Below are 19,750 nucleotides of genomic sequence, written 5' to 3'. Positions count from 1 at the left end.
GGTCGGGCGATAGGTCGTCCGGGAGCGCCGTATCTGAGCCCTCCCGAAAGGCACGACCATGCACTTCACTTCTGAACAGCGTTTCGACGACGGTGTCCTCGAGCGCGAGTTCACCCTCGGCGAGATCCCCGGCATCCTGTGGACGCCCGGATCCGTATCCGCGCCGGCGCCGCTGATCCTGCTCGGCCACCCTCCCCTCGGACTGCGCAGGATGTACCCCCGACTGGTGGCCCGGGCCCGGCACGCCGCGGCGGATGGCTTCGCCACGGCCACCATCGAGCTCCCCGGAAGCGGCGACCGGCCCCGTTGGCCCGCCGTGGAGCAGGCCCGCGCTGACCTGCGCCGGGCGATGGAGGCCGGCGAGCCGGTCGGCGACGAGATCGTCGACGCCCTCGTCCTCCCGCTGGTCGACAAGACGGTCCCGGAATGGCGGGCCGCCCTGGACGCTCTCCTCACGCTGCCTGACATCGGCGGCCCGGTCGCGTACTCGGGGGGAGTGATCTCCATCGGCGTCCGGCTGGCGGTGGTCGAGCCGCGCATCTCGGCGGCCGTTCTGTTCGCCGGAAGTTTCGTGCCTCGCTCCATGTTCGAGGAGGCCCGGCAGGTCACCATTCCGCTGCATGTCCTGCTGCAGTGGGACGACGAAGGGAACGACCGGCAGGCGGCCCTGGACCTGTTCGACGCCTTCGGCTCGAAGGAGAAGTCCCTGCACGCCAACATGGGCGGGCACACCGGCGTCCCGCAGTTCGCCGGGGACGCCGCGGCCCAGTTCTTCACCCGACACCTGAGGTGAGGCCGGGCCGTCGGACCGGCGGCTGACGGTAGCTGATGTCGGCCGGCCTGCCACTGGTCGACGGCAGGTCCCGGCCGTCTACAGGTCTCTGCACCGTGGGCCCCTGCCGAACTCTCGGCAGGGGCCCGTGCTGCCCGAAGTCAGAACTGTTCCATTTCTGCAGAGCTTCGAGTGCTGCCCGAACTCGTGTACAGGTGCTGTCGGTTCTCGGGTTCTGGTCCAACTTCTGTGGTGTGACTACTCCCTGTAACCGTTGATCTCGTCGGGACGCCTCCCGAGATCGTCTGGAAACGGCCGGTGCCGACCGTGTTCGGGCTGATGGTTCTGGGCTGTGCGCGAGGTACTGCTCCGGCTGGAAGAACTGCTCTTCCTGGCGGATCCGGGGATCAGGGTGGTGTCGGTGCAGGATGACGGCGAGGTGATCCGAGTCGGTATCAGATGTCGAACGACCGGCGCTCGGTGCCCGGGCTGCGGGAGCTGGTCGGGACGCGTTCATGGCTCTTATCTGCGGTTCCCTGCCGACCTCCCCGTGGCAGGACGGCGGGTGGTGCTGCGACTTCGTGTCCGGCGTTTCACGTGCGAGGACGTCTCCTGCGGGCGGCGGACGTTCGTCGAGCAGGTCGTGGGCCTGACCCGGCGGTACAGCCAGCGGACCGAACGAATGCGGTCGGTACTGGCCGAGGTCGGCCTCGCCCTGGCCGGCCGTGCTGGTGCCCGGCTGGCCGACGTCTTCGGGGCGAGGGTCAGCCGGAACACCGTCCTGCGGCTGGTCGACGCCCTCCCGGAACCCCGGCCACAGGTCCCGCGGGTGGTCGGCGTCGACGAGTACGCGATGCGCAAGGGCCGTGTCTACGGGACCGTGCTGGTCGATGTCGAGACCCGCAGGCCGGTTGACCTGCTGCCGGATCGTGAGGCGGGCACGGTCGCAGCCTGGCTGGCCGAACGCCCGGGGATCGAGGTCGTCTGCCGTGACCGTGCTCCGTTCTTCGCCGAGGGCGCCAGGATTGGGGCACCCACCGCGGTCCAGGTCGCGGACCGGTTCCACCTGTGGCGCAACCTCGGCGAAGCGGCCGAGCGGTGCGTCTCCCGCCACCGCCCGTGCCTCCGTTCGACCTTCGCCGAGTCGATGCCGGAGAAGGCGCCGGCTCCGGCGCCGACCGAAAGCGGGTCGCCGTGGCCCACCGGGCACCGGTTCGCCGACCGCACCCGCGCCAAGCACGCCACCGTCCACGCGCTGCTGTCCGCCGGCCACAGCCGACGCTCCATCCAACGACAGCTCGGCATGACCTACCGCACCGTCCAACGGCTGGCCGACGCCGCGAGGCCGGAAGACCTGTTCCAGGGGCAGTGGCAGAACCGCAGGACCAAGCTCGACGACTTCAAGCCCCACCTGCGCGAGAGATGGGCCGAGGGCTGCACGAACGCCTGGACTCTCTGGGAAGAGATCAAGACGCAGGGCTACACCGGCGGCTACGGAGCCGTCCGCGCCCACCTCCAGCCGTTCCGCACCACCCCGACCGCACCCGCGGCCCGTCCGCCGTCCCCACGCACGGTCACCGGCTGGATCCTGACCCACCCCGACACCCTGCCGGACAGCGAGCACCTGAAGCTCAAATCCGTCCTCGCTGGCTGCCCCGAACTGGATGCCCTCACCGGGCACGTCCGCGCGTTCGGGAGCATGCTCACCCAACTCCAGGGCAACCAGCTCCCGCAATGGATCAAGGCGGTCCGCGCCGACGACCTGCCCAGCCTCCACACCTTCGCCAACGGCCTCGAACGCGATCTCGCCGCCGTCACCGCCGGCCTGACACTGCCCTGGAGCTCCGGCGTCGTCGAAGGCCACGTCAACCGGATCAAAATGATCAAGCGCCAAATGTACGGCCGCGCTGGCTTCGGGCTACTGCGGAAGCGCGTGCTGCTGGCCCCGTGACCGCACCTCGACCGATCTCGCCGACCACAGCGCAAAAGACATGGACCAGCTGGGTAAAGGCATGGTCCACTGCGCGCATGAGCTTGTTGGTAGACGTTTTCACCGCTGACGAGAACGGCGAGTCCCGCTTCCTTGACGTGCCCAAGGGATCGTCGGATCTTGCCGGCTTCGAGAGCTGGCGCACCACGGTCTGGGGATCGGACACCGTCCGCTCACTCGGCGCACGGTTCTTCCCCCAGTTGGCTGGAGACGACCTCCGGGTTCCCACAGAAGACGTTCCGGAGTTCATCGAGGAAGTCCTCCTGCTCCAGCGCAACATCGAGTCCATCGCCGCTCACATGGACTCACCCAAGCCCGTCGCCCAGCGCGTCGACGAGATCGCCGGTCGGCTGAACAACATCCTCAACGCAGCCCACCGGGCATCGCAGATCCGCGGTGGAGTCCAGATCTGGTAAGCGACGCACACGGATCCTGCGACGAGGCCTATCACTCACCGTGACCGACCACAGAAGTTGGACCAGAACCGGTTCTCGTGGACAGAGCCACCCAACGCCTGTCGCGTGGCGGCGCCGAGGGCTGTGAGGGGGTCCGGGGAGGCGTGGGCGGGGCCCGGGCGCGCAGGAGTGCCTGGTCCACGGTGATCCGGCCCACTGCGCGGCGCTCGGTTTCGTAGTCGTCCAGCAGCCGCGGGTCGGCGTGGCCGCGCAGGACCGAGACGAGTTTGGTGGTGAGGTTCCAGGTCATCGACCTCGTCCTCGACGGTGCGGCGCCCGCGCCGAGCTGAGGAGAAGAGCGGACCGGACTGCGGCCTCCGCCACGCCGGCACCGCCTCCACGTGCGCACTGGCGCGTCCGTCCGCCGCCACGCCGCTCACCGGCATCGGGTGCTGCCGGGCCCGGGTGGGGCATTGCACGCCAACTTCCTTGCTGTCATCCTCAGTTGGCCGTATCGGTCCCGGCGGTCGGTCGGGCAGGCTCTGCGCGGCGGGCGCGGCTTCGTGGCGGGGGCGGCGAGCGCAGCAGCAACAACGGAGGGTAGCGGTCGTGGTGCGTGCGCGGGGAGGCGGCGTGTGGGGTGTGGCGGTGCGTGCGGTGGCGGGGATGCTGGCGGTCGCGCTCCTGACCGGGGCGGTGTGGCTGGCCTGGTGGCTGAGCGCGGAGCGGATGGGCGCGGCCATGGGGCTGGGCCCGCCGGACGGCGTGGTGCTGGTGGACCGCTGTTACGAGGTGTCCGACAGCGAGGGCAACAGCGACGGCACCAACTGCCAGGGGCGGTTCACGCCGGCCGGCGCCTCCGCGGGCGACGCCCGCCCGATCGTGGTGAACGGCACGACCGGCAAGCACCGGGCCGGCACCCGGCTCCCGGTGCGGCTGGTGCGGGGCGTGGCCTACGAGCTGTCGTCGGCGCCCGCCGTGAAGTACGGCACCGGCGCGGGCGCGGTCCTCGTACTGGGCGCCGTGCCGGCCGGCTGGCTGCTCGTCGGAGTCCGGCGTGGTGAGGCCCCGGAGGTCATGACCCTGGTGGTCGGCCTCTTCATCGGGTTTGCGGCCGTGGCGGTCCTGGGCATCGTCGTCGGCTTGCTCGCGGGCCTCGTCGAACTGGCGCTCTGAGCGGAGCCGGGCCGTCGACGTGGTGCTCACCTGGTGATGTCGCCGTCCGGCACGTCCCGGACGGTGACCTCCTTGCCCTGTCGGCCCAGGATCTTGGCCACCACGTCACCGATCCCCTTCGCGTCGCCCGTCGGCTCGGGGACCGATCCGTCGGTGTACCGCTCGATGGCCTTCTGAAGGTACGAGGGGTTCCAGGCCCCGACGGCCCCGCTGACGTCGACGGCCGCCACCCGTCGGCCACCGACGGCACGCCTGATGGCCGGCAGGACCTCGTCCGAGTAGTACTTCCCCGGGACCTGGAACAGGCTGACATGGCCGCCGACCTTGCCGCCGTCCCGCAGGTAGACGGTGACGACCAGGCAGCTGGTCACCGACGGGTAGGTGATCGTCCCGTGCGGACCCACCTCGCCGACCTCGCCCTCCGTGATCGAGAGGGCGGTCGCGGGCGCACCGGCCTGCTGGACCCCGGCTACCGGGCCGGACGCAGCGCCGAGCCCGGTGAGCTCCTCGGTCCCGGCAGCCTTGCCGAACGCGGCCCTGACGGCGTTGACCGCGTTGACGGAGCCGACGGAGCTGACGGCGTTGACGGAGTCGACCGCCTCGGTGGGGGCCGGGCCGTGCGCCGGCTTGCCGGCCCCCGGCCAACCGGCCGTCGCGCCATCGCCCCCGCCTGCCGCGCAGGCCGCCAACACCAGTACCGCGCCGACGGCCAGCCCGACCTTTCCCACGCACCGCTCGGACACCACGAACTTCATGACCCCACACCCCACGAATCCGGTCTGCACACACCCGCGCACGCACGCGGCGACACATGGTCCCGAGTACGAACGATCTCGTCAACCCAACACCTGACACCCAACACCCGACGGCTGGCTGCCGGGGGTCACCGGCGCCGGTCGTGTGGCCGCCGGCAGCGGTCGCCGTGGTCGACCCGTCCGGGGGAGGGGAGTCGGTTCCGATCGTCGCCGGGTCAGGCGTCGGGGGAGCCGGTGATCCACCGCAGGACGTCCTCGGCGACCTCCACCGGGGTACGGTCGGAGCTGGTGAAGGCCGTGGGGACGAGTTCGCGCAGTTCGTCGGCGTCCTGGAGGGCTTCCTCGACCTGCTCCGCGCTCCAGCCGCGGGCGGCCAAACGGACGCGGCGGTCGTGGTCCGCGCAGTCCAGCCGGGCCCAGACGACCTCCGGGGCGTCCGGCACATCGGCCGCGGCGGCCTCCCACTCGGCCGGGGTGAGGGGGCAGGACACCAGGACGGGCCCGCCTCCTCGCGCGAGCATGCCCGCGATCCGCACCCACAGGCGGTTGTAGTCGGGCCAGATGCCGGACGCGTCCGGGGAGGTGATGTCGATACCGAGCAACCGGCCGTCGTCGTCGGGCAGTTCGTCGAAGTCGACCACCGTGACGGGCCGTTCCCGCAGCCGGCCCAGAAGTGTCGACTTGCCCGCCCCCGGTGCCCCGGTGATCAACCGCACCACAGACCTGACCATGCCGATTCCAGCCCCGCTTCCGTCGATGACCGGTACCCCGGATCCTGAGTGTCCAGCCGACCATAGCGGGACACCTGTCCTTCGTCCCCCAGGATCCGGCCGCAAGTCGCCCTCCGGTGCCGCAACATCCGTGTTCTGTCGGCGAGTTCGCGTTGATCCGACGACGAACCGGTCGGGGGCAAATCACCGATCGGGCTGCGCGTCCCGGCCGGGCTGGCGGAGACTGGTGCGCGGCACGGGGGCGGGGAAGCGGCGTGCCATCGGCTCGGCGGTGCCTCCGTGACGTCAACGAGAGACAGGAGCTGCACACCCATGAGCAAGCGCACCTCTCGCACAGTCGCGGCGGTCGTCGCCGCCGCCACGGCCGCGGCCCTGGCCGTGGGTTCGGCACCGGCGGCGGCCGCCGACCCCTACCCCGGGGGCATCTCGGTCGGGTCGCCGCCCATCGAGCCCGGCACCTACTCCAGTGAGCTCAAGGCCGCCAACGGCAACGGGGACAGCGTCTCCTTCGTCATCGTGGGGGACCTCACCCGTAACGAGAACATCAGGACGTACATGCTGCTCTGGAAGGCGGACTGGTCGACCGAACAACTCGCGCTGCTGCCGGGGGACGCCGGTGGCAGTCCGGTCGGGATCAACAACGCCCGTACCGTGGTGGGGACTTCCGGCGCGCAGGTCGGGGGCCGGCAGCACGCGGTGCGATGGACTTCCCCGTCCACACCGACCGAACTGCTTCCGCTGCCCGGCGACACGACGGCGTCCCCTGCCGCGATCGGCGACAACGGCACCGCGGTGGGGTCCTCCTGGGGCGCGGCGGGCGCGGAGGGCGCGAAGCACGCCGTCGCGTGGCCGCCGAGCGGTGCACCCGTCGTCCTGCCGCCGCTGCCGGGTGACACCGAGAGCGAGGCCGTCGCCGTCAACAGCTCGGGTACGGCAGTCGGCTACTCGTACCCGGCCGGCGGTATCGCCTCCCGGCGGGCGGTGGCGTGGAGCCCCGATGGGACCGTCACCGCGCTCGACGTGCCGGCGGGCTACGTGACCAGCAGCGCGGCCCGCATCACCGACTCCGGCGTCGTGATCGGGGCCGGCCGGCCGGGCGGTGAGCCGGGCGCGGACCACGCCCTCGTCTGGAACGCCGCCGGCGCCGTCTCCGACCTGGGTGCGGGCAGCCAGGCGAAGGCCGTGAACAACGCGGGCACGGTGGTGGGCAGCCTGGGAGGACAGGCAGCGCGCTGGGCCGTCGACGGCACGCCTGTGCCGCTCGCGCCGACCACGCTCACGAGCGTCGCCACCGGTATCAACGACCAGGGCGTCATCGTCGGGTACACCAGCGACCCGTGGCCGGCCCGCGCCCAGCTCTACGCGCAGCGCTGGAATCCCGACGGGTCCGTCATCGCGCTTCCCGCGTGGTCGCAGGACTTCCCGTACTCCATGCCGTTCTTCGTCACCGACAGCGGAATCGTCCTGGGTGAGCTCCTCCTTCGAGGCCTCGCGGGCTACGGCAAGCCGTTGACCATCCGCTGGACCATGTAGCGCTCCGGTGACGTTCCCGGACTGGCGCCAGGGCGTCGCCACCATGGTGCTGCGCGAGTCGAAGGCCGACGGCCGGGTCAGCGGTCCCGGGCAGCGCGAACCACCTCACCCGCCCCGCAGACGGACGGCCGCACGAACGCCCCGCTTCCCCACCCCCGCTTCTCCACCCCCCCCGGCGGCGTCAACCCGCCGCCGGGGCGGGCCCGCTGTGGTCCCACCGCACCGTGCGCGTGCTGGCGGAGTTCCCCGCGGTCGGGGTCGAGGGTGTGCCCGGTGTCGGGCACGCCGGGGACAGGGGGCGGACCCTGTGCGGGATCCGTGGCCGTCCCGCCCGCCCGGTGCTGCCCCGTCCGCTGCTGCTGATGCGCGCCTGGGGGCCGGCACGGTGATCTGGCGCCGGTTCGGCCCCGAGGCTGACCACGCTCTCGCCGCCGACTGGACCGGCTGCTCGCGGCTGGCGAGCTTATGGGAAGTACTTCCAGGCACCGCACGACGAGAGGCTGCCGTTCCAGTTGCAGATCCGGGCCTGCTTGATGGGGTACTTGAAGGTTTTCGCCTTGGGTCCCATAGCGATCATGAAGATGCCGGTGTGTTCGCCGCTGGAAAGATAGAGGTCCAGGGCAGCCCCGATTCCGTCGTCGCTGTCGTCCGTGATCGTTCCGATCGCGCCTTCCACGTAGGCGTAGTCGCACAGGCCTCGGTCGCAGCTCGACCAGCCGGTCCCGGCGGCGCTGGCCGGGCCGGCGGTCAGGAGTGCTGTTGCTGCGAGGACGGGTATCACCGTTCCCGCCAGTCGCTTGATCATTCGATGCTCCTTCTCGTGTGATTTCTGTTCAGAGACCCAGTGGCGGCTGCTACGGGGTTTGTGGTGCGGGTTTCCTTTGCTTGACGGGCCGTTGATCCATCGATCGACAGTTGGGAGACCTCCTTGGAGGCTCCTGGCCGAATGGCGGGTCCGCGCAGAAGAGCGCATCGTTGAACGAGCGATCTCTGGATGCAAAACTCGCGGACCCGCCATCGACCGAGCTGCCTACAAGGCCGCCATCAGCATCGACATGCTCACCACCAGCCCTTGACGGCCCTGGCGCCGGTGGAGACTCCACAGTGCAGCCTGTTTGATTGTCCATCTACAAGAACCCGGCCGAAGGCCAGGTGGGCGGCGGACAACCCGGTTTGGCCGCGGACAGGACAAGGTGGCTTGGGGTGGCTGGTGTTGGACGTCCGCAGGGGCGGCTCTCGGCGGCCTTCGGCGAAACGGACTCCCATGCGTCCCGGGAAGATCGCGGCACTCGGCTCGGCAGTCCGCGCACGGAACCGCCGACCCCTTCCGTTCGGCCGCAGCCGCAGCCGCAGCCGCAGCCGGCTCCCACCACGTCGGCGTCTGCGAGGCCCGGCGGGCGGCGGGCTGCTCCGGACGGGACCCGGGCAGTAACCTCAGCCGGTGCGGCGCGTTGGGGGAGGCGTGCCACAGTCTGCATCCACCCCCAGCTCCAGCAACGCCACCGCCGTTCCGGCCGGCAAACCCCAGGCGCTGCCCTTCCTCCTGACACCCCAGCAAGGCGCGGCGGCGCGCACGCTGCTGAGCTACGTGGCCGCCCTGCCACTGCCGGATCCCGGCCAGCAGCTCCTGGCCGTCGTGGTGGCGATCCGGGCCGCACGCGGCGGCACCGGCAACCTCACCGGTACCGACCTGTCCGCCCTGCGGCTGGGTGATCCCCGCGAAGTGGTCGATGCCCTCCGCGGCCTGGGCTGGCTGATGGGCGACACGATTTTCAGCAGCGACCCGGTCGCACCTGCGACGCCGGTCACCGTTCCGGATCTGGCCCGCGAGGCCGACCACCCCCTGCCGTTCGGAAAGGCCGTGCGCTCGCGCGTATCCGGGTGGACCACACGGGCCTTGTCGGCCAAGCCGGTCCGCAAACTTCCGCCGGCCGCCCGGCTGGCGGCCCTGTTCGCCGCCGCACACAGCACCTCCACGCTCCTCGGACAGATCCCGCCCGACCTTCCCGAAGCCTGCCGGGACGCTCTGCCGGACCTTCTGGCCAAGGGCTTCCTCGCCGAACTCGCCGACGGGCGCTACCGCTTGGATCCCCAGGTGGGCCATCTCGCGGGCATGCGTCCGCCCACCGCCCAGGAGAAGGCGGCAGACCCCGAAGCCGGCACCGGCACCAGCACGATCGTGACTCCGGGATTCGACTTCAACGCTGCCGCGTGGACGCAGTGGAAGGACGCGGCCACGCCTGCCCTGCGGCGGCATGCGGAGAGCGTCGAGTACTGCGCTCTGTGCGCGCTGGGCCCGGAACGGGTCGCGATGGCCTTCACGCTGCCCCCGCCCCGACCGTCACAGCAGCCTTCCCTGGACGGCAGGAGCCAGACCGCGTACAAGCGGTGGAAGGACGCGCACCCGGACCGCGGGCCGCAGGCCGCGCAGTTCACGGTGGCCTTCCGCGCCGAGCACGGACACGGTCCGTCGTTCAGACAGCTCTGCAAGGGGCTGGGCTCGCGCCCCGACCTGCGCGAGGTGAACCTCTTCATCGTGCACCGTCTCGTGGCGAACGGATGGCTCACCAGCACCGACCAGGTGCCATGGACCCTCCGCCCGGGCCCGACCGCCCAAGACCAGGGCATCACCCTTCCCCAACGCCGCAGCTCCGAGACGACCGTCCCCGCAGCCCGTCCCTGACCGGAGTCGGCAATGCAGGCAGGCCGACCGGCGTACTCACACCGGCCGGACGATGGCCAGCCGGCAGGGACCGTCGCGTTCACGAGCCCCCCGAGACGCGCACTGGGCGCCCAACCCGCATCCCGCGCACCGCGTCCGACCGCTCCTACGACATGCATCGAGCCACCCGCACCCGAGCCTGCCCGAGCCGCCGACTCCCCAGCAGCCAAAGGCTTCACGGCACCCCCGTACCGCCGCTGCTCCGCCCCACGGGCACGCCGCGCCTCAATGCCGTCGGCCCGGCTGGGGGCGCGGGTGTGGGCGTGGCCGTGGGTGTGGCTGTGGGCGAAACGCTCCGCCGGCCGGTGTGAGGTGCGGGCCGGCCGGCGGAGGAGGGTGATCAGGCCTGCGAGCGGCGGCGCGAGGCGACGACCGCGCCGGCGCCCAGCACGACGGCCGCGCCGGCGGCGGCGCCGAGCTGCCCGAGTGGGGCGGTCGTGCCGGTGGCGGCCAGCGAGCCACCGGCGGTGTTCCGGCCGTCCGTGGTGGCGGTGGTCGTCGTGCCGGTGGTCGTCGTCCCGGTGGTGGCCGAGGCGGGCGCGACAGCGGCGTCGGGGGTCACGGCGGTGACCGCCTGGGTGGTGCCGGAGCCGCCCCGCGAGGTCTCCGTAGCGGTCTTCGTCGCGGTATCGGCAGTGGTATCGGCAGTGGTCTTCGCGGCGGCCTGGTCCTTGGCCCGGGCGGTGAACTGGCCCTCCTTCAGGAAGGCCCGGACGTCCGCGATGCCGCCGTCGAGCGCGGCGAGGCCGGCCTTGCGGACCTCAGGCCCCCCGGCCTCGATGAGCTGCGAGACGTGGATCCGGTTGTCGCTCGCCCGCAGCGGCTCCAACTGCTCCTTCAGAAAGTGCTCGACGTCCGCCGCGCTGCCGGCGAGCGCCTTCTCGGCCGCCTCCCGGACGTGGCGGCCGGTGCCCGCGTCGGCGAGGATGTCCTGCACCTTGGCGCGGTTCTCGTCCTCGGCCCGGGCGACGTACTGGCCGGTCTTCAGGAAGGCGCGGACGTCCTCGATGGTGCCGGACATCGCGGCGTTGGCGGCCTTCTTCACCGCCGGGCCGCCGCGGGACATGATCTGGCTGAGCAGGACCCGGTCGTCGTGCTCGGCGGCCGTCTTCAGCCCCGTGTTGAGGAAGCGCTCGACATCCGCGGCGGTTCCCGCCAGTGCCTGCTGGGCGCCCTCGCGCACACCCGGTCCGCTGTTCGGGTCGTCGAGGAGCTGCTGCACCTTGGCGCGGTTCTCGTCCTCGGCCCGGGCCGTGTACTGGCCGACGTTCAGGTAGGCGCGGAACACGTCGAGGTCGTTCGAGCCGAACGCGGTGTTGGCGGCCTTCTTGACGGCCGGGCCGGCGGCGTTCATGGTCCACAGGATCGCGATCCGCGCGTCGTCCCGGCGAATCCTGTCCGCCTCCACCGCGAGGAAGCGCGCCCGGTCCGCGGGGGTGCCGGCGAGGGCCTGGCCCGCGTGCTCGCGCAGGTAGTCGCTCGGAGCCGTGAGCAGGTAGTCGTTCGGGTAGACGAGCAGCCTCTCGATCGCTGCCCGGTTCTCCTCGTCCGCCTTGGTCTCGGCCGGGTCGGTCTGCCCCTGGCCCGCCGGGACGGTGTCGGCGAACGCCGGGGCGGCGCCCAGGGCGACGGGTGCGGCGGCTGCGGCAAGGAGGACGGCAGCGAGCGAATGACGGATCTTCAACGGTCCCTCGGGATCTGAAACACGGGTGGGCCCGCCGCGGCTTCACGACGGTCGGCCGAGTGATCGTATAGCAACGACACCCCCCGCTGGCGAACACATTTCCGTCACGTCCCACACCCCGGCTTCCTCGCGCACCGCCTGGTCACACCAACTGAGAGAGCTGCCCGGCGCCCCCGTCCCTGGCTCAGCCCTCGTACGCGCGGGCGGCAGCGTCGAGGCGGGCGGTCAGCGCCCGGGCGACGGTGCCCAGGGCGTGATGCGGCCACAGGTGCTCGGTACTGGTCACCGCCGCCCGGGTGCCCAGCAGGTCGGCGCGGGGCGCGATGCGTCGTCGCACCGGTTCTCGCCGGGAGTCCTCGACCGGCGCCCGCCCGCTGCGAGCAACACGGCCAGGCCCACGCGAGTTGGCCGGAACCCCTGGCGAACGGCATGCGCGCTACGGTAAGCATTCTCTCAACTACGTACTGTGGGAACCTGCTTGTGCTGACGGCCGTACGGCCGCGGCCCGTGAAGGAGGTACACCGGGATGACCCGATCGCCCGAACCGCCGTGGGGCACCACCCGTATGAGGCCCTACCCCGATACCGAGCCCGTTCCCGGCCTGATCGCCGTGATCGATCCGGAGACCCAGGTCGCCGTCTACTTCGACGGTGAAGGCCGGCAGGTCACGATGGGTGCGCACGGCACCAGCACCGACACCAGCAGCCCGACCAGCACCGGTCAGGGCGGCGGCGACGGGAACAGCGGGGGCCAGGCCGCGCCCACCGACATGGACAGCATCACCAGCAACGATCAGGACCAGGGCACCGGCTGATGACCGGAGATCGGCCACGGACCGTGCTGGTCCTGACCAACCCCTACGACGCCACGGCGGACGTGGTGCTCCGCATCCTGGCCGAGCGGGGCGTGCCGGTCGTCCGCACGGATCCCGGTGCCGATCTCCAGCAGGGCGCCGCGCTGACCACCCGCTACGAAAAGGACGGACAGCGCGGCACCCTGACCACCGCCACCCGGGTCCTCGGCCTCGGCCGCGTCCGATCCGTCTGGTACCGCCGCCCCTCCACGTACGAGGCCCCGGCCGGGATGGAGGGGCAGGACGCGGCGTTCTGCCGGGCCCAGGCCCACTGGGGGGTCGGCGGCATTCTGGCCGCGCTTCCCGGCGCCCACTACGTGAACCACCCCTGGCGGGTCCGCGAGGCCGAACACAAGCCCGTCCAGCTCCATGCCGCGCTCACCAGCGGCTTCACCGTCCCGGCCACGGTCATCACGACGGACCCGGACCAGGCCCGCGCGTTCTGCCGGGCCCAAGTCGGCGGCGCCGTCTACAAGCAGCTGTGGAACAGCCCGTACCGGGGAGAGGACGACCGTGCCGCGCAGGCGTGGGTGTCCGAGGTGAGGCCGCAGGAGATCACCGAGGCGGTCGCGGCCTGCCCCCACCTGTTCCAGGCCAAGGTGGACAAGGCGTACGACGTGCGCCTCACCGCCGTCGGGACACGGCTGTTCGCGGTCCGGATCGACAGCCCCGACCTCGACTGGCGCCGCCGGCAGAACCTCCTGACCTACACCCAGGTCGCGGTGCCCGACGATGTCGCCGCTGCCGTGGCCCGCTACCTCGGCGCCTTCGGCCTGGTCTTCGGCGCCTTCGACTTCGCCGTCGACACCGCCAGGTGCTGGAACTTCTTCGAGTGCAACCCGAACGGTCAGTGGGCGTGGTTCCCGCCGCCGATGACCGACCTGATCGCCGAGGCCCTGGCCGACCGACTCCAGAGAGGCACCAACCCGTGAGCACCCCCGCCGAACTGCGCGCCGCCCTCGTCGACCGGCTCACCGCCGACGGCGCCCTCACCGATCCGGCCTGGCGCGCGGCCGCGGCCGCTGTGCCGCGCGAGACTTTCGTCCTCGAGTACTTCCTGCCTGTGCCCGCCAGCGCGCCCACGGCCTACGTTCCAGTCCTGTGCGACAACCCCGGCCGCCTGGAGGGGGTCTACCGCGACCAGACGCTGGTCACCCAGCTCGACGGCCATCTGAGCCCCTCCGACGTCCAGGGGCCGGTGGCCGGCGCCCCCTCGTCCTCCTCCACCCTCCCCTCCCTCGTGCTGGGGATGTGGCAGCAGCTCGACGTCGAGGCCGGCCACCGTGTGCTGGAGATCGGCACCGGCACCGGCTACTCCACCGCCCTCGGCGCCCACCGCCTCGGGGAACAGAACGTCGTGAGCGTCGAAGTCGACCCGGAAATCGGGGCGCGGGCGGCGGAGGCGGTCAAAGCCGCGGGCTACTCTCCCACCCTCGTCATCGGCGACGGCCTCGCCGGGTACGCCGACGGCGGACCGTACGACCGGCTGATCGCGACCTGCTCGATCCGCCACCTCCCCCTCCCGTGGCTCCACCAGGTCAGGCCCGGCGGAAGGATCCTCGCCACCTTCACCGGGTGGAGCTTCGCCTTCGGCCTCGCACTCCTCACCGTCACCGGGCCCGGCTGCGCGAGCGGCCGCTTCCTGCCCGGCTACGTCAACTTCATGGTCGCCCGGCCGCACGACCGGCCCCCGCGCCAGCCCGTCACCCTGCTCTCCGGCGACGCACGGCCCAGCGAGATCGACCCGGCGATCCTGGGTGACTGGACCGGCAAGTGGGTCGCCCAACTCGCCGCCCCCTCCGCCGAGATCATCGGCGCCGGAGACCAGCAGATCCTCGTGGACTTCGCCACCGGCTCCCACGCCCGCACCACGCCGAACCCCGACGGCGGCTGGACCGTCACCCAGCGCGGGCCCCTGCGCCTGTGGGACCAGGCCGAGGCCGCCATCCGGGCCTGGCAGCAACACGGCGCCCCCCACCAGGAGGGCTTCGGCATCACGGTCGACGGCGACGGCCAGCGCGTGTGGATCGGCACCGAAGAAGGCCCCACCTGGAACCTGCCCATCTGACCGGCGGCCGGGGCCGTGCCCCGCCGAGGCTTCGGCTGCTCACGGCACCTCGGCGCGCGAGTCCGGGTACCGTCCCAGGACGACAGGAGGAGCAGCACCCACCCACCGCAGGACCTCGTGGACATCCTGGCGGATGGAGAACGAGCTCAGTTCGGGCAGATGCCGCGGGTGTAGTCGACCGTGGCGGCGGCCTGCGAGTAGTGCCACTCGGGTGCCAGCAGGTTCGCGTCGAGCTGGGCGGCCGCGTTCGGGTTCTCCACCAGGTAGCCGAAGTCCTGCAGCCAGGCGGGGTAGAGGTTCTTCGATCCGACGAAGAACGCCGAGCCGTCGACCGCGACGACCTTGTGGTGCAGTGCGAACGGGTGGCCGTCGGTCCAGGTCGCGGTCGGCGCCGCGCGGAAGGAGGCGAGCTGGAGGTTCCGGCACATGGTGGCCTTCGCGCCGGACGCGTCGCCGGTCCGGGCCGCCAGCCGGGCCTGGAGCGCGTCGCTGATCTCCGCGAGGGATTTGATCTGCGAGTAGCCGCCGCTGCCGACCGTGCCGCGGTTGGCCGGGTCGCTCACCACGATGCGCACCTTCACGTTGGCGGCGAGCTTGGCGGCGAGCAGGTCGTAGAGGCGCAGGTCGTAGCGCGGCAGCGGCGGGCAGGTGCCGTTCAGGTCCTGCTGGGAGATCTCGATGTGGCTGGTGGCGCCGGCCACCAGGGCCCGGAGCGCGCTCTCCTCGGGGTTGACCGTCTCGTAGTCGCGGTCGCCGTTGGTGTTGTCGTGCAGGGCGACCAGGCCGCACTTGGCGTCGGCGGCGGCCGGCAGGTCCGGCTGGTAGGTGGAGGCCGGGTCCACGTTCCGGATGCCGACGCCCAGGCCGCCGATCGCGATCACCGGCAGGTTGCCGGTGGCCGGTACCGGGCCGAGGTTGGCGTCCTTCTCCAGGTTCGGCAGGCAGGGCGCGCCGTTACTGGAGGCGAACCAGGCACTCGACAGCACTCCGGTGTTCTTGCAGGTCCAGCCCCACAGGGTGTCGAGGTAGGAGCCGGCCGAGGCGGCGGCGGGGCCGGTCAACGCGAGGTCGACGTCGGACACCGGGTGGGTGGTGTCGAGGTAGTCGTCCTTCCAGTTGTTGATGCCGCCGGTGATCACGCTGCGGCCGTCCACCACCAGCAGCTTGGAGTGGTTCCAGGACAGGGCGGTCTTCGAGGTGGTCATCGAGGCGACGTTGAGCGTGACGCCGGCGGCGGCCGGGCCGAGCCGGGCCAGCAGGTCGTCTCGGTAGCTGGTCGGCAGCGCGGTGATGTTGTAGAGCGGGGCGGCTCCCACCAGGACCCGTACGGTCAGCTTGTTGCCCGCCGCCACCGAGGCCTTGAGGCCCGCGACGATCGCGTCCTGGAACGCGCCGTTGGGGAACGGCGCGAGGGTGGAGATGTCGACGGTGCGGGTCGCGCCGGCGATGTTCGCCGTCATCTTGGCCAGCAGCTTCTCGCTGCCGGTCCGGTCGGTGCAGTTCGGGTCGCCCCAGCAGTTCGGGGTCTGCAGCAGCCAGCCGGCCGGGTCACCGGCGGGGGCGTCCAGGCTGTTGCTGCCGGTGCGCTGCCAGACCGTTCCCTCCAGGCCGGGCGAGACCTGACGCAGCGTCTGCTCGACGGCGTCCAGGTGCGGGGTGTCGGTGGCCGCGGGCGCCGCCGGGGCGGGTATCTGCGTGTCGGCGGAGGCGGAGGCGGAGGCGGGGGCGGCGGGCAGTGCTGCCAGCGCCGTGCCGAGGGTGAGAGCGGCGGTGAGCGTGGTGCGGGCGGCGCGGCCGAGGTGGTGGGACGGGTGACGGAGCACGGGTAATCCTTCAAGAAGTGGCAATGTTCACCTGAAAGGCCCCTTAAAAATACCTGATAGTAACTTGAGGATGCGTCAGGGGCCTGTCGGGATCCGCCCGCTGGGACTGACGGCCCGGCTGTGACCGGGCTCGGCTGATGGGCCGGGCGTGACGGATCTGTGGGCGCGTGGGCACCAGGTGCCTCCTCCTGCGCCGAGGGCGTCCGCCGTCGGCAGGTGTCCGGAGACGGGGAGAAATTTCTTTCCGATCGCCTGCAACCCCTGGCCGGGCTCCACGTCTATGACAGTGAGAAGCGGGGCCGTGGTCGCCCCCCGGCCGCACACAAACCTGCTGCGGCCCGCTCGCCATCAGCCATTCAGTCATTCAGCCATCAGTCATCAGCGCGCTGCTGCGGCCTGCCCGCAGAACGGTTTCAGGGGAGAACTGTGTCCACCATCGTTCATGTTCGTCGTACCCGTCGTGCCATCGTCGTCGCCGCTGCCCTCGGCGTAGCCGCAGTCTGCGGATCGGTCGTGGCCGCCGCCCCGGTGGCCTTCGCGGGGGAGCCGTCGCACACCTCGCTCTCCGTCCAGGCCCCGGCCTCGGTCGGATTCGCCGGTGGGCCGGTCGAGTTCACCGAGGACATCACCAACTCGGGCCAGGAGAGCACTGGTTACCACCTGGAGCTGCGGACCGTCACCGACGTCGGAACGCCGCCGGACGCGATCGTCATCGACTACAGGGACCCCGCTGACGGTACGTGGAAGTCGGTGCCGCTGGGGATGACCCGTACCTCCGGAGGCGTCGTGTACGACGGGACGGTGCTCGGGCTCACCGTCCCGGCCGGGCGGACCCTCAGGGTCGACCTGCGGATCGGCGCGCCGATGGGCCTGCCCCACGACGGCGCCACCAACGGCGGCTTCCGGTCCATCGCCCTGCATTCCGCCGTCGTCGTCGACCCCCACGAGCCGGCGCAGGCCGAGGTGACCAGCACGATCAAGGTCACCTCGATCACGAGCTCGCTCGACCACGTTCCCGCCACCGCCGTCGCGGGCGGCGCGCCGGTCGAGTTCGACGCCACCCTCGACAACCCCACGCCGTCCGACTACACCAACCTCGGCAACGTCCTGTTCGTGGACCGGTCCGCGACCGTGCAGGTGCGTACGGCGGACGGGGCCTGGCGGACGCTGGACAAGGTGGCCGGAATCGCGCCCGACGACCCCTACGGCGTGTACCTCCAGGGCCGTGACTCCGGCCTCCGGTCGGGTGGCAAGGTCGTCGCCCGGGTGCGGGTGTCGTACGACGCGAAGACTCCGGCGGGCACCACCACGCTCGGCTCGTGCGTGTTCGTCAACGAGGGTCTGCCGTTCCGGGGAACCACGAAGTGCGCTGCCCACTCGACGATTCAGGTCCTGCCCGCCGCCACGAAGACGCCCGGGCCGAGCCCGTCCTCCTCCTCGGCCCCGTCCTCTTCCTCGGCCCCATCGGCCTCCTCCGCCCCGTCGGCCCCGGTGTCCTCGGCCCCGGCCGGCGCCGCCGTGCCGGTCTCCGCGTCCTCCCCGAGCGCCCCGGCCCCGGCGGACCCGTCCACCACCTCCACCGCGCCGTCCGCCCCGCAGGCCCGCGTCGCCGACGCCGCGCAGCCTGCCGCGCCGTCATCCGTCCAGCTCGCCTCCACCGGGGCCGACCACACCGCGGGCCTCGCCGTCGGCGGTCTTGCCCTGACGGCCGCCGGGGCCGGCGCCCTCTGGCTGCGCCGGGTGCTGCGCCGGGCCTGAGCGCGCACGGGGAAGCCGAACGCGAAGGAGCCCGCCACCCTCCCCAGGTGGCGGGCTCCAGCAGTGGGCGGCACGTCGGGCGCGCGGTGTCAGCGCCGGCGCGCGGGCGCGGGTGCTGACCACGGGTACGGGAGCTCGCCGAGTGGGGCGTGCGGCTGCTTCCCCGGCCCGCAGGGGCGAGCCCTCCCACGGCCCCGTGCGGACGAGTTCACCCGGACGCCGCGACGAGGATGGCGCCGGGCCGGGGCGCCGGGACGCAGAGTAGATAGTCCGATAATCATGGCGCAAAGGGGACGTGGCAGTGTGCGCAAGAGCCGGAGCGGGCCTCAGGCTGGGATCCGTCCTGGGCGGCCTGATGCTGACGGCGTGTTCGACCCCCGCCCCGCATGCCGTGGACGGCAGCGGCGGAGAGCCTCGCGGCAGTGCGGTGGTCATCGCGGCTGATCAGGCGCCCGGGCAGGCAGCCGTGCCGGGTGATGCGTCGGGTGATGCGGCCGATCCGGGGTCCGGGCCGGCCGGCGTTCGGGGCAGTGCGTTGATCGTCGCGGTCGATCAGGCGTCCCGGCAGGTTCTCGTCCTGGACGGTGAGACGGCGCGGGAGGCCGGACCCGAGGCCGGACCCGAGGCCGGACCCGAGGCCGACCGGTTGCCGGTGGTGTGGTCGTGGACCGCTGACGGCGACGATCGGCTGGCCGACCTGGAGCCGGCCCGCAGCTGGGCCAGGCCCACCGAGGCCAGGGACGTGGTGCTCGACGGTGAAGGATCCCTCCTGGTCACCGCCTCGGGCGGCTTGGCAGCCCTGGTCGACACGGCGACCGGCACGCCGATCTGGGCCACGGACCTCGGCACTTCCGTCAACCCCCACAGCGCGGAGCTCCTACCGGACGGCAATGTCGCCGTGGTCGCCAGCACTGCCGGATGGGTGCGGCTGTACGCGGCCTCGGAGGGGCCTCGCAGCACCACCTATACCGAGCAGGAACTCGACGGGGCCCACGCCGTGCAGTGGGACGAGGGCGCGGAGCTGCTCTGGGTGCTCGGGGACGACACCCTGCTGGCCCTTCGGGTCGGTGGCACGTCCGACATCCCGTCCCTCGCCCCCGAACGCAGCATCCCCCTTCCGGAAGTCGGGGGACACGACCTCGCACCTGTGCGCTCCGCGCCGGGGACGTTCTGGCTCAGCACCGGCGACCGCCTGTGGCGCTACGACTCACACCTCGACCGCTTCGAAGCCGTCGGCCTGGGCGCGGAGGACTCAGCCCGCGGGATCAAGAGCGTGGGCAGTGAGCCCGCTACCGGTCGCCTGCTCACCATCACGCCCGATCACGCGGGTCCCTGCTCCTGGTGCACCTCCGCCGTCACCTTCCACCACCCCGACGGGACGCTCGCCCTGACCGGAACCGAGTTGTACAAGGCCCGCTGGTGGACCACACCGCTGCCAGGTCTGGGCCCGACGAACCGACCCCGGTAGCGCGGTCCTCCGGCAGCCGCCA

General features: G+C 71.9%; 18 protein-coding genes. 11 read left to right on the top strand and 7 right to left on the bottom strand.

What is annotated here, in order from left to right:
* Nucleotides 1-58 precede the first annotated feature (58 nt).
* From ACFV6D_RS25355 to ACFV6D_RS25345, 3 genes are all read left to right on the top strand, one after another.
* The gene (locus ACFV6D_RS25355) at nucleotides 59-793 is read left to right on the top strand and encodes a dienelactone hydrolase family protein (RefSeq protein WP_380561210.1); all 735 of its coding nucleotides are present in this window, start codon (nucleotides 59-61) and stop codon (nucleotides 791-793) included.
* A 331-nt stretch (nucleotides 794-1,124) separates the two neighbouring features.
* Nucleotides 1,125-2,723, top strand: a complete 1,599-nt coding sequence (locus ACFV6D_RS25350) for an ISL3 family transposase (protein WP_380561209.1) — start codon at nucleotides 1,125-1,127, stop codon at nucleotides 2,721-2,723.
* A gap of 77 nt (nucleotides 2,724-2,800) precedes the next feature.
* Nucleotides 2,801-3,178, top strand: coding sequence for a hypothetical protein (locus ACFV6D_RS25345; protein WP_380561208.1), 378 nt, complete (start codon nucleotides 2,801-2,803; stop codon nucleotides 3,176-3,178).
* 31 nt (nucleotides 3,179-3,209) lie between these two features.
* Here the strand turns inward: ACFV6D_RS25345 and ACFV6D_RS25340 are convergent, their stop codons facing one another.
* Entirely contained in the window at nucleotides 3,210-3,467 is a 258-nt protein-coding gene (locus tag ACFV6D_RS25340; protein WP_380561207.1) for an FAD-dependent monooxygenase, read from the bottom strand.
* Nucleotides 3,468-3,805: 338 nt separating this feature from the next.
* On the opposite strand from ACFV6D_RS25340, the gene ACFV6D_RS25335 reads away from it, so the two are divergent.
* Nucleotides 3,806-4,333: a hypothetical protein gene (locus tag ACFV6D_RS25335; RefSeq protein ID WP_380561206.1), complete on the top strand. Its 528-nt coding sequence runs from the start codon at nucleotides 3,806-3,808 to the stop codon at nucleotides 4,331-4,333.
* A 26-nt stretch (nucleotides 4,334-4,359) separates the two neighbouring features.
* On the opposite strand, the gene ACFV6D_RS25330 is transcribed toward ACFV6D_RS25335, so the two are convergent.
* The gene (locus tag ACFV6D_RS25330) at nucleotides 4,360-5,088 is read right to left on the bottom strand and encodes a hypothetical protein (RefSeq protein WP_380486378.1); all 729 of its coding nucleotides are present in this window, start codon (nucleotides 5,086-5,088) and stop codon (nucleotides 4,360-4,362) included.
* 215 nt (nucleotides 5,089-5,303) lie between these two features.
* Nucleotides 5,304-5,819 carry an AAA family ATPase gene (locus ACFV6D_RS25325; RefSeq protein WP_380377945.1) on the bottom strand — a complete coding sequence of 172 codons (516 nt, stop codon included), beginning with the start codon at nucleotides 5,817-5,819 and terminating at the stop codon, nucleotides 5,304-5,306.
* 312 nt (nucleotides 5,820-6,131) lie between these two features.
* Between ACFV6D_RS25325 and ACFV6D_RS25320 the strand changes: the two genes are divergently transcribed.
* The gene (locus ACFV6D_RS25320) at nucleotides 6,132-7,352 is read left to right on the top strand and encodes a hypothetical protein (protein ID WP_380561205.1); all 1,221 of its coding nucleotides are present in this window, start codon (nucleotides 6,132-6,134) and stop codon (nucleotides 7,350-7,352) included.
* Nucleotides 7,353-7,815: 463 nt separating this feature from the next.
* On the opposite strand, the gene ACFV6D_RS25315 is transcribed toward ACFV6D_RS25320, so the two are convergent.
* The gene (locus ACFV6D_RS25315) at nucleotides 7,816-8,157 is read right to left on the bottom strand and encodes a hypothetical protein (RefSeq protein WP_380377949.1); all 342 of its coding nucleotides are present in this window, start codon (nucleotides 8,155-8,157) and stop codon (nucleotides 7,816-7,818) included.
* Nucleotides 8,158-8,793: 636 nt separating this feature from the next.
* Between ACFV6D_RS25315 and ACFV6D_RS25310 the strand changes: the two genes are divergently transcribed.
* Entirely contained in the window at nucleotides 8,794-10,035 is a 1,242-nt protein-coding gene (locus ACFV6D_RS25310; protein ID WP_380561204.1) for a hypothetical protein, read from the top strand.
* Nucleotides 10,036-10,414: 379 nt separating this feature from the next.
* On the opposite strand, the gene ACFV6D_RS25305 is transcribed toward ACFV6D_RS25310, so the two are convergent.
* Both ACFV6D_RS25305 and ACFV6D_RS25300 read right to left on the bottom strand, forming a co-directional pair.
* Nucleotides 10,415-11,758 carry an ALF repeat-containing protein gene (locus ACFV6D_RS25305; RefSeq protein WP_380561203.1) on the bottom strand — a complete coding sequence of 448 codons (1,344 nt, stop codon included), beginning with the start codon at nucleotides 11,756-11,758 and terminating at the stop codon, nucleotides 10,415-10,417.
* A gap of 184 nt (nucleotides 11,759-11,942) precedes the next feature.
* Nucleotides 11,943-12,095 (bottom strand): hypothetical protein, encoded by a 153-nt coding sequence (locus tag ACFV6D_RS25300; protein WP_380342565.1) that lies wholly within the window; start codon nucleotides 12,093-12,095, stop codon nucleotides 11,943-11,945.
* Between the two features lie 189 nt (nucleotides 12,096-12,284).
* Here ACFV6D_RS25300 and tgmA point away from each other — a divergent pair, with 189 nt between their 5' ends.
* From tgmA to tgmC, 3 genes are read left to right on the top strand one after another with little or no spacing between them, the layout of a single operon-like run.
* Nucleotides 12,285-12,572 carry a putative ATP-grasp-modified RiPP gene (tgmA, locus tag ACFV6D_RS25295; protein WP_363373772.1) on the top strand — a complete coding sequence of 96 codons (288 nt, stop codon included), beginning with the start codon at nucleotides 12,285-12,287 and terminating at the stop codon, nucleotides 12,570-12,572.
* On the top strand, nucleotides 12,572-13,543 hold the full coding sequence (gene tgmB, locus ACFV6D_RS25290) for an ATP-grasp ribosomal peptide maturase (protein ID WP_380561202.1): 972 nt from the start codon (nucleotides 12,572-12,574) through the stop codon (nucleotides 13,541-13,543). The genes tgmA and tgmB overlap by 1 nt, the downstream gene beginning before the upstream one ends.
* Complete coding sequence (tgmC, locus tag ACFV6D_RS25285) at nucleotides 13,540-14,679, top strand: ATP-grasp peptide maturase system methyltransferase (protein WP_380561201.1); 1,140 nt, start codon at nucleotides 13,540-13,542, stop codon at nucleotides 14,677-14,679. Before tgmB ends, tgmC begins: the two co-directional genes overlap by 4 nt.
* A gap of 146 nt (nucleotides 14,680-14,825) precedes the next feature.
* Here tgmC and ACFV6D_RS25280 read toward each other — a convergent pair whose 3' ends face one another.
* On the bottom strand, nucleotides 14,826-16,502 hold the full coding sequence (locus ACFV6D_RS25280; RefSeq protein WP_380561200.1) for a phospholipase: 1,677 nt from the start codon (nucleotides 16,500-16,502) through the stop codon (nucleotides 14,826-14,828).
* Nucleotides 16,503-16,928: 426 nt separating this feature from the next.
* Between ACFV6D_RS25280 and ACFV6D_RS25275 the strand changes: the two genes are divergently transcribed.
* Nucleotides 16,929-18,260, top strand: a complete 1,332-nt coding sequence (locus ACFV6D_RS25275; protein WP_380561199.1) for a hypothetical protein — start codon at nucleotides 16,929-16,931, stop codon at nucleotides 18,258-18,260.
* A 535-nt stretch (nucleotides 18,261-18,795) separates the two neighbouring features.
* Nucleotides 18,796-19,728: a DUF6528 family protein gene (locus ACFV6D_RS25270; protein ID WP_380561198.1), complete on the top strand. Its 933-nt coding sequence runs from the start codon at nucleotides 18,796-18,798 to the stop codon at nucleotides 19,726-19,728.
* The last annotated feature ends 22 nt before the right edge of the window (nucleotides 19,729-19,750 follow it).

Source organism: Kitasatospora sp. NPDC059812, from assembly GCF_042732075.1.
Taxonomy (GTDB): Bacteria; Actinomycetota; Actinomycetes; order Streptomycetales; family Streptomycetaceae; genus Kitasatospora.
Note: the sequence above shows the minus strand (reverse complement) of the source record. Positions and strands in the feature narration are given on the sequence as shown.

Bases quoted from the DNA above. Each gene is read 5' to 3' on its own strand.
- tgmB (WP_380561202.1), top strand. From the start codon at position 12,572: ATGACCGGAGATCGGCCACGGACCGTGCTGGTCCTGACCAACCCCTAC.
- ACFV6D_RS25315 (WP_380377949.1), bottom strand. From the start codon at position 8,157: ATGATCAAGCGACTGGCGGGAACGGTGATACCCGTCCTCGCAGCAACA.
- ACFV6D_RS25320 (WP_380561205.1), top strand. From the start codon at position 6,132: ATGAGCAAGCGCACCTCTCGCACAGTCGCGGCGGTCGTCGCCGCCGCC.
- tgmA (WP_363373772.1), top strand. From the start codon at position 12,285: ATGACCCGATCGCCCGAACCGCCGTGGGGCACCACCCGTATGAGGCCC.
- ACFV6D_RS25330 (WP_380486378.1), bottom strand. From the start codon at position 5,088: ATGAAGTTCGTGGTGTCCGAGCGGTGCGTGGGAAAGGTCGGGCTGGCC.
- ACFV6D_RS25345 (WP_380561208.1), top strand. From the start codon at position 2,801: ATGAGCTTGTTGGTAGACGTTTTCACCGCTGACGAGAACGGCGAGTCC.
- ACFV6D_RS25325 (WP_380377945.1), bottom strand. From the start codon at position 5,819: ATGGTCAGGTCTGTGGTGCGGTTGATCACCGGGGCACCGGGGGCGGGC.
- ACFV6D_RS25355 (WP_380561210.1), top strand. From the start codon at position 59: ATGCACTTCACTTCTGAACAGCGTTTCGACGACGGTGTCCTCGAGCGC.
- ACFV6D_RS25340 (WP_380561207.1), bottom strand. From the start codon at position 3,467: ATGACCTGGAACCTCACCACCAAACTCGTCTCGGTCCTGCGCGGCCAC.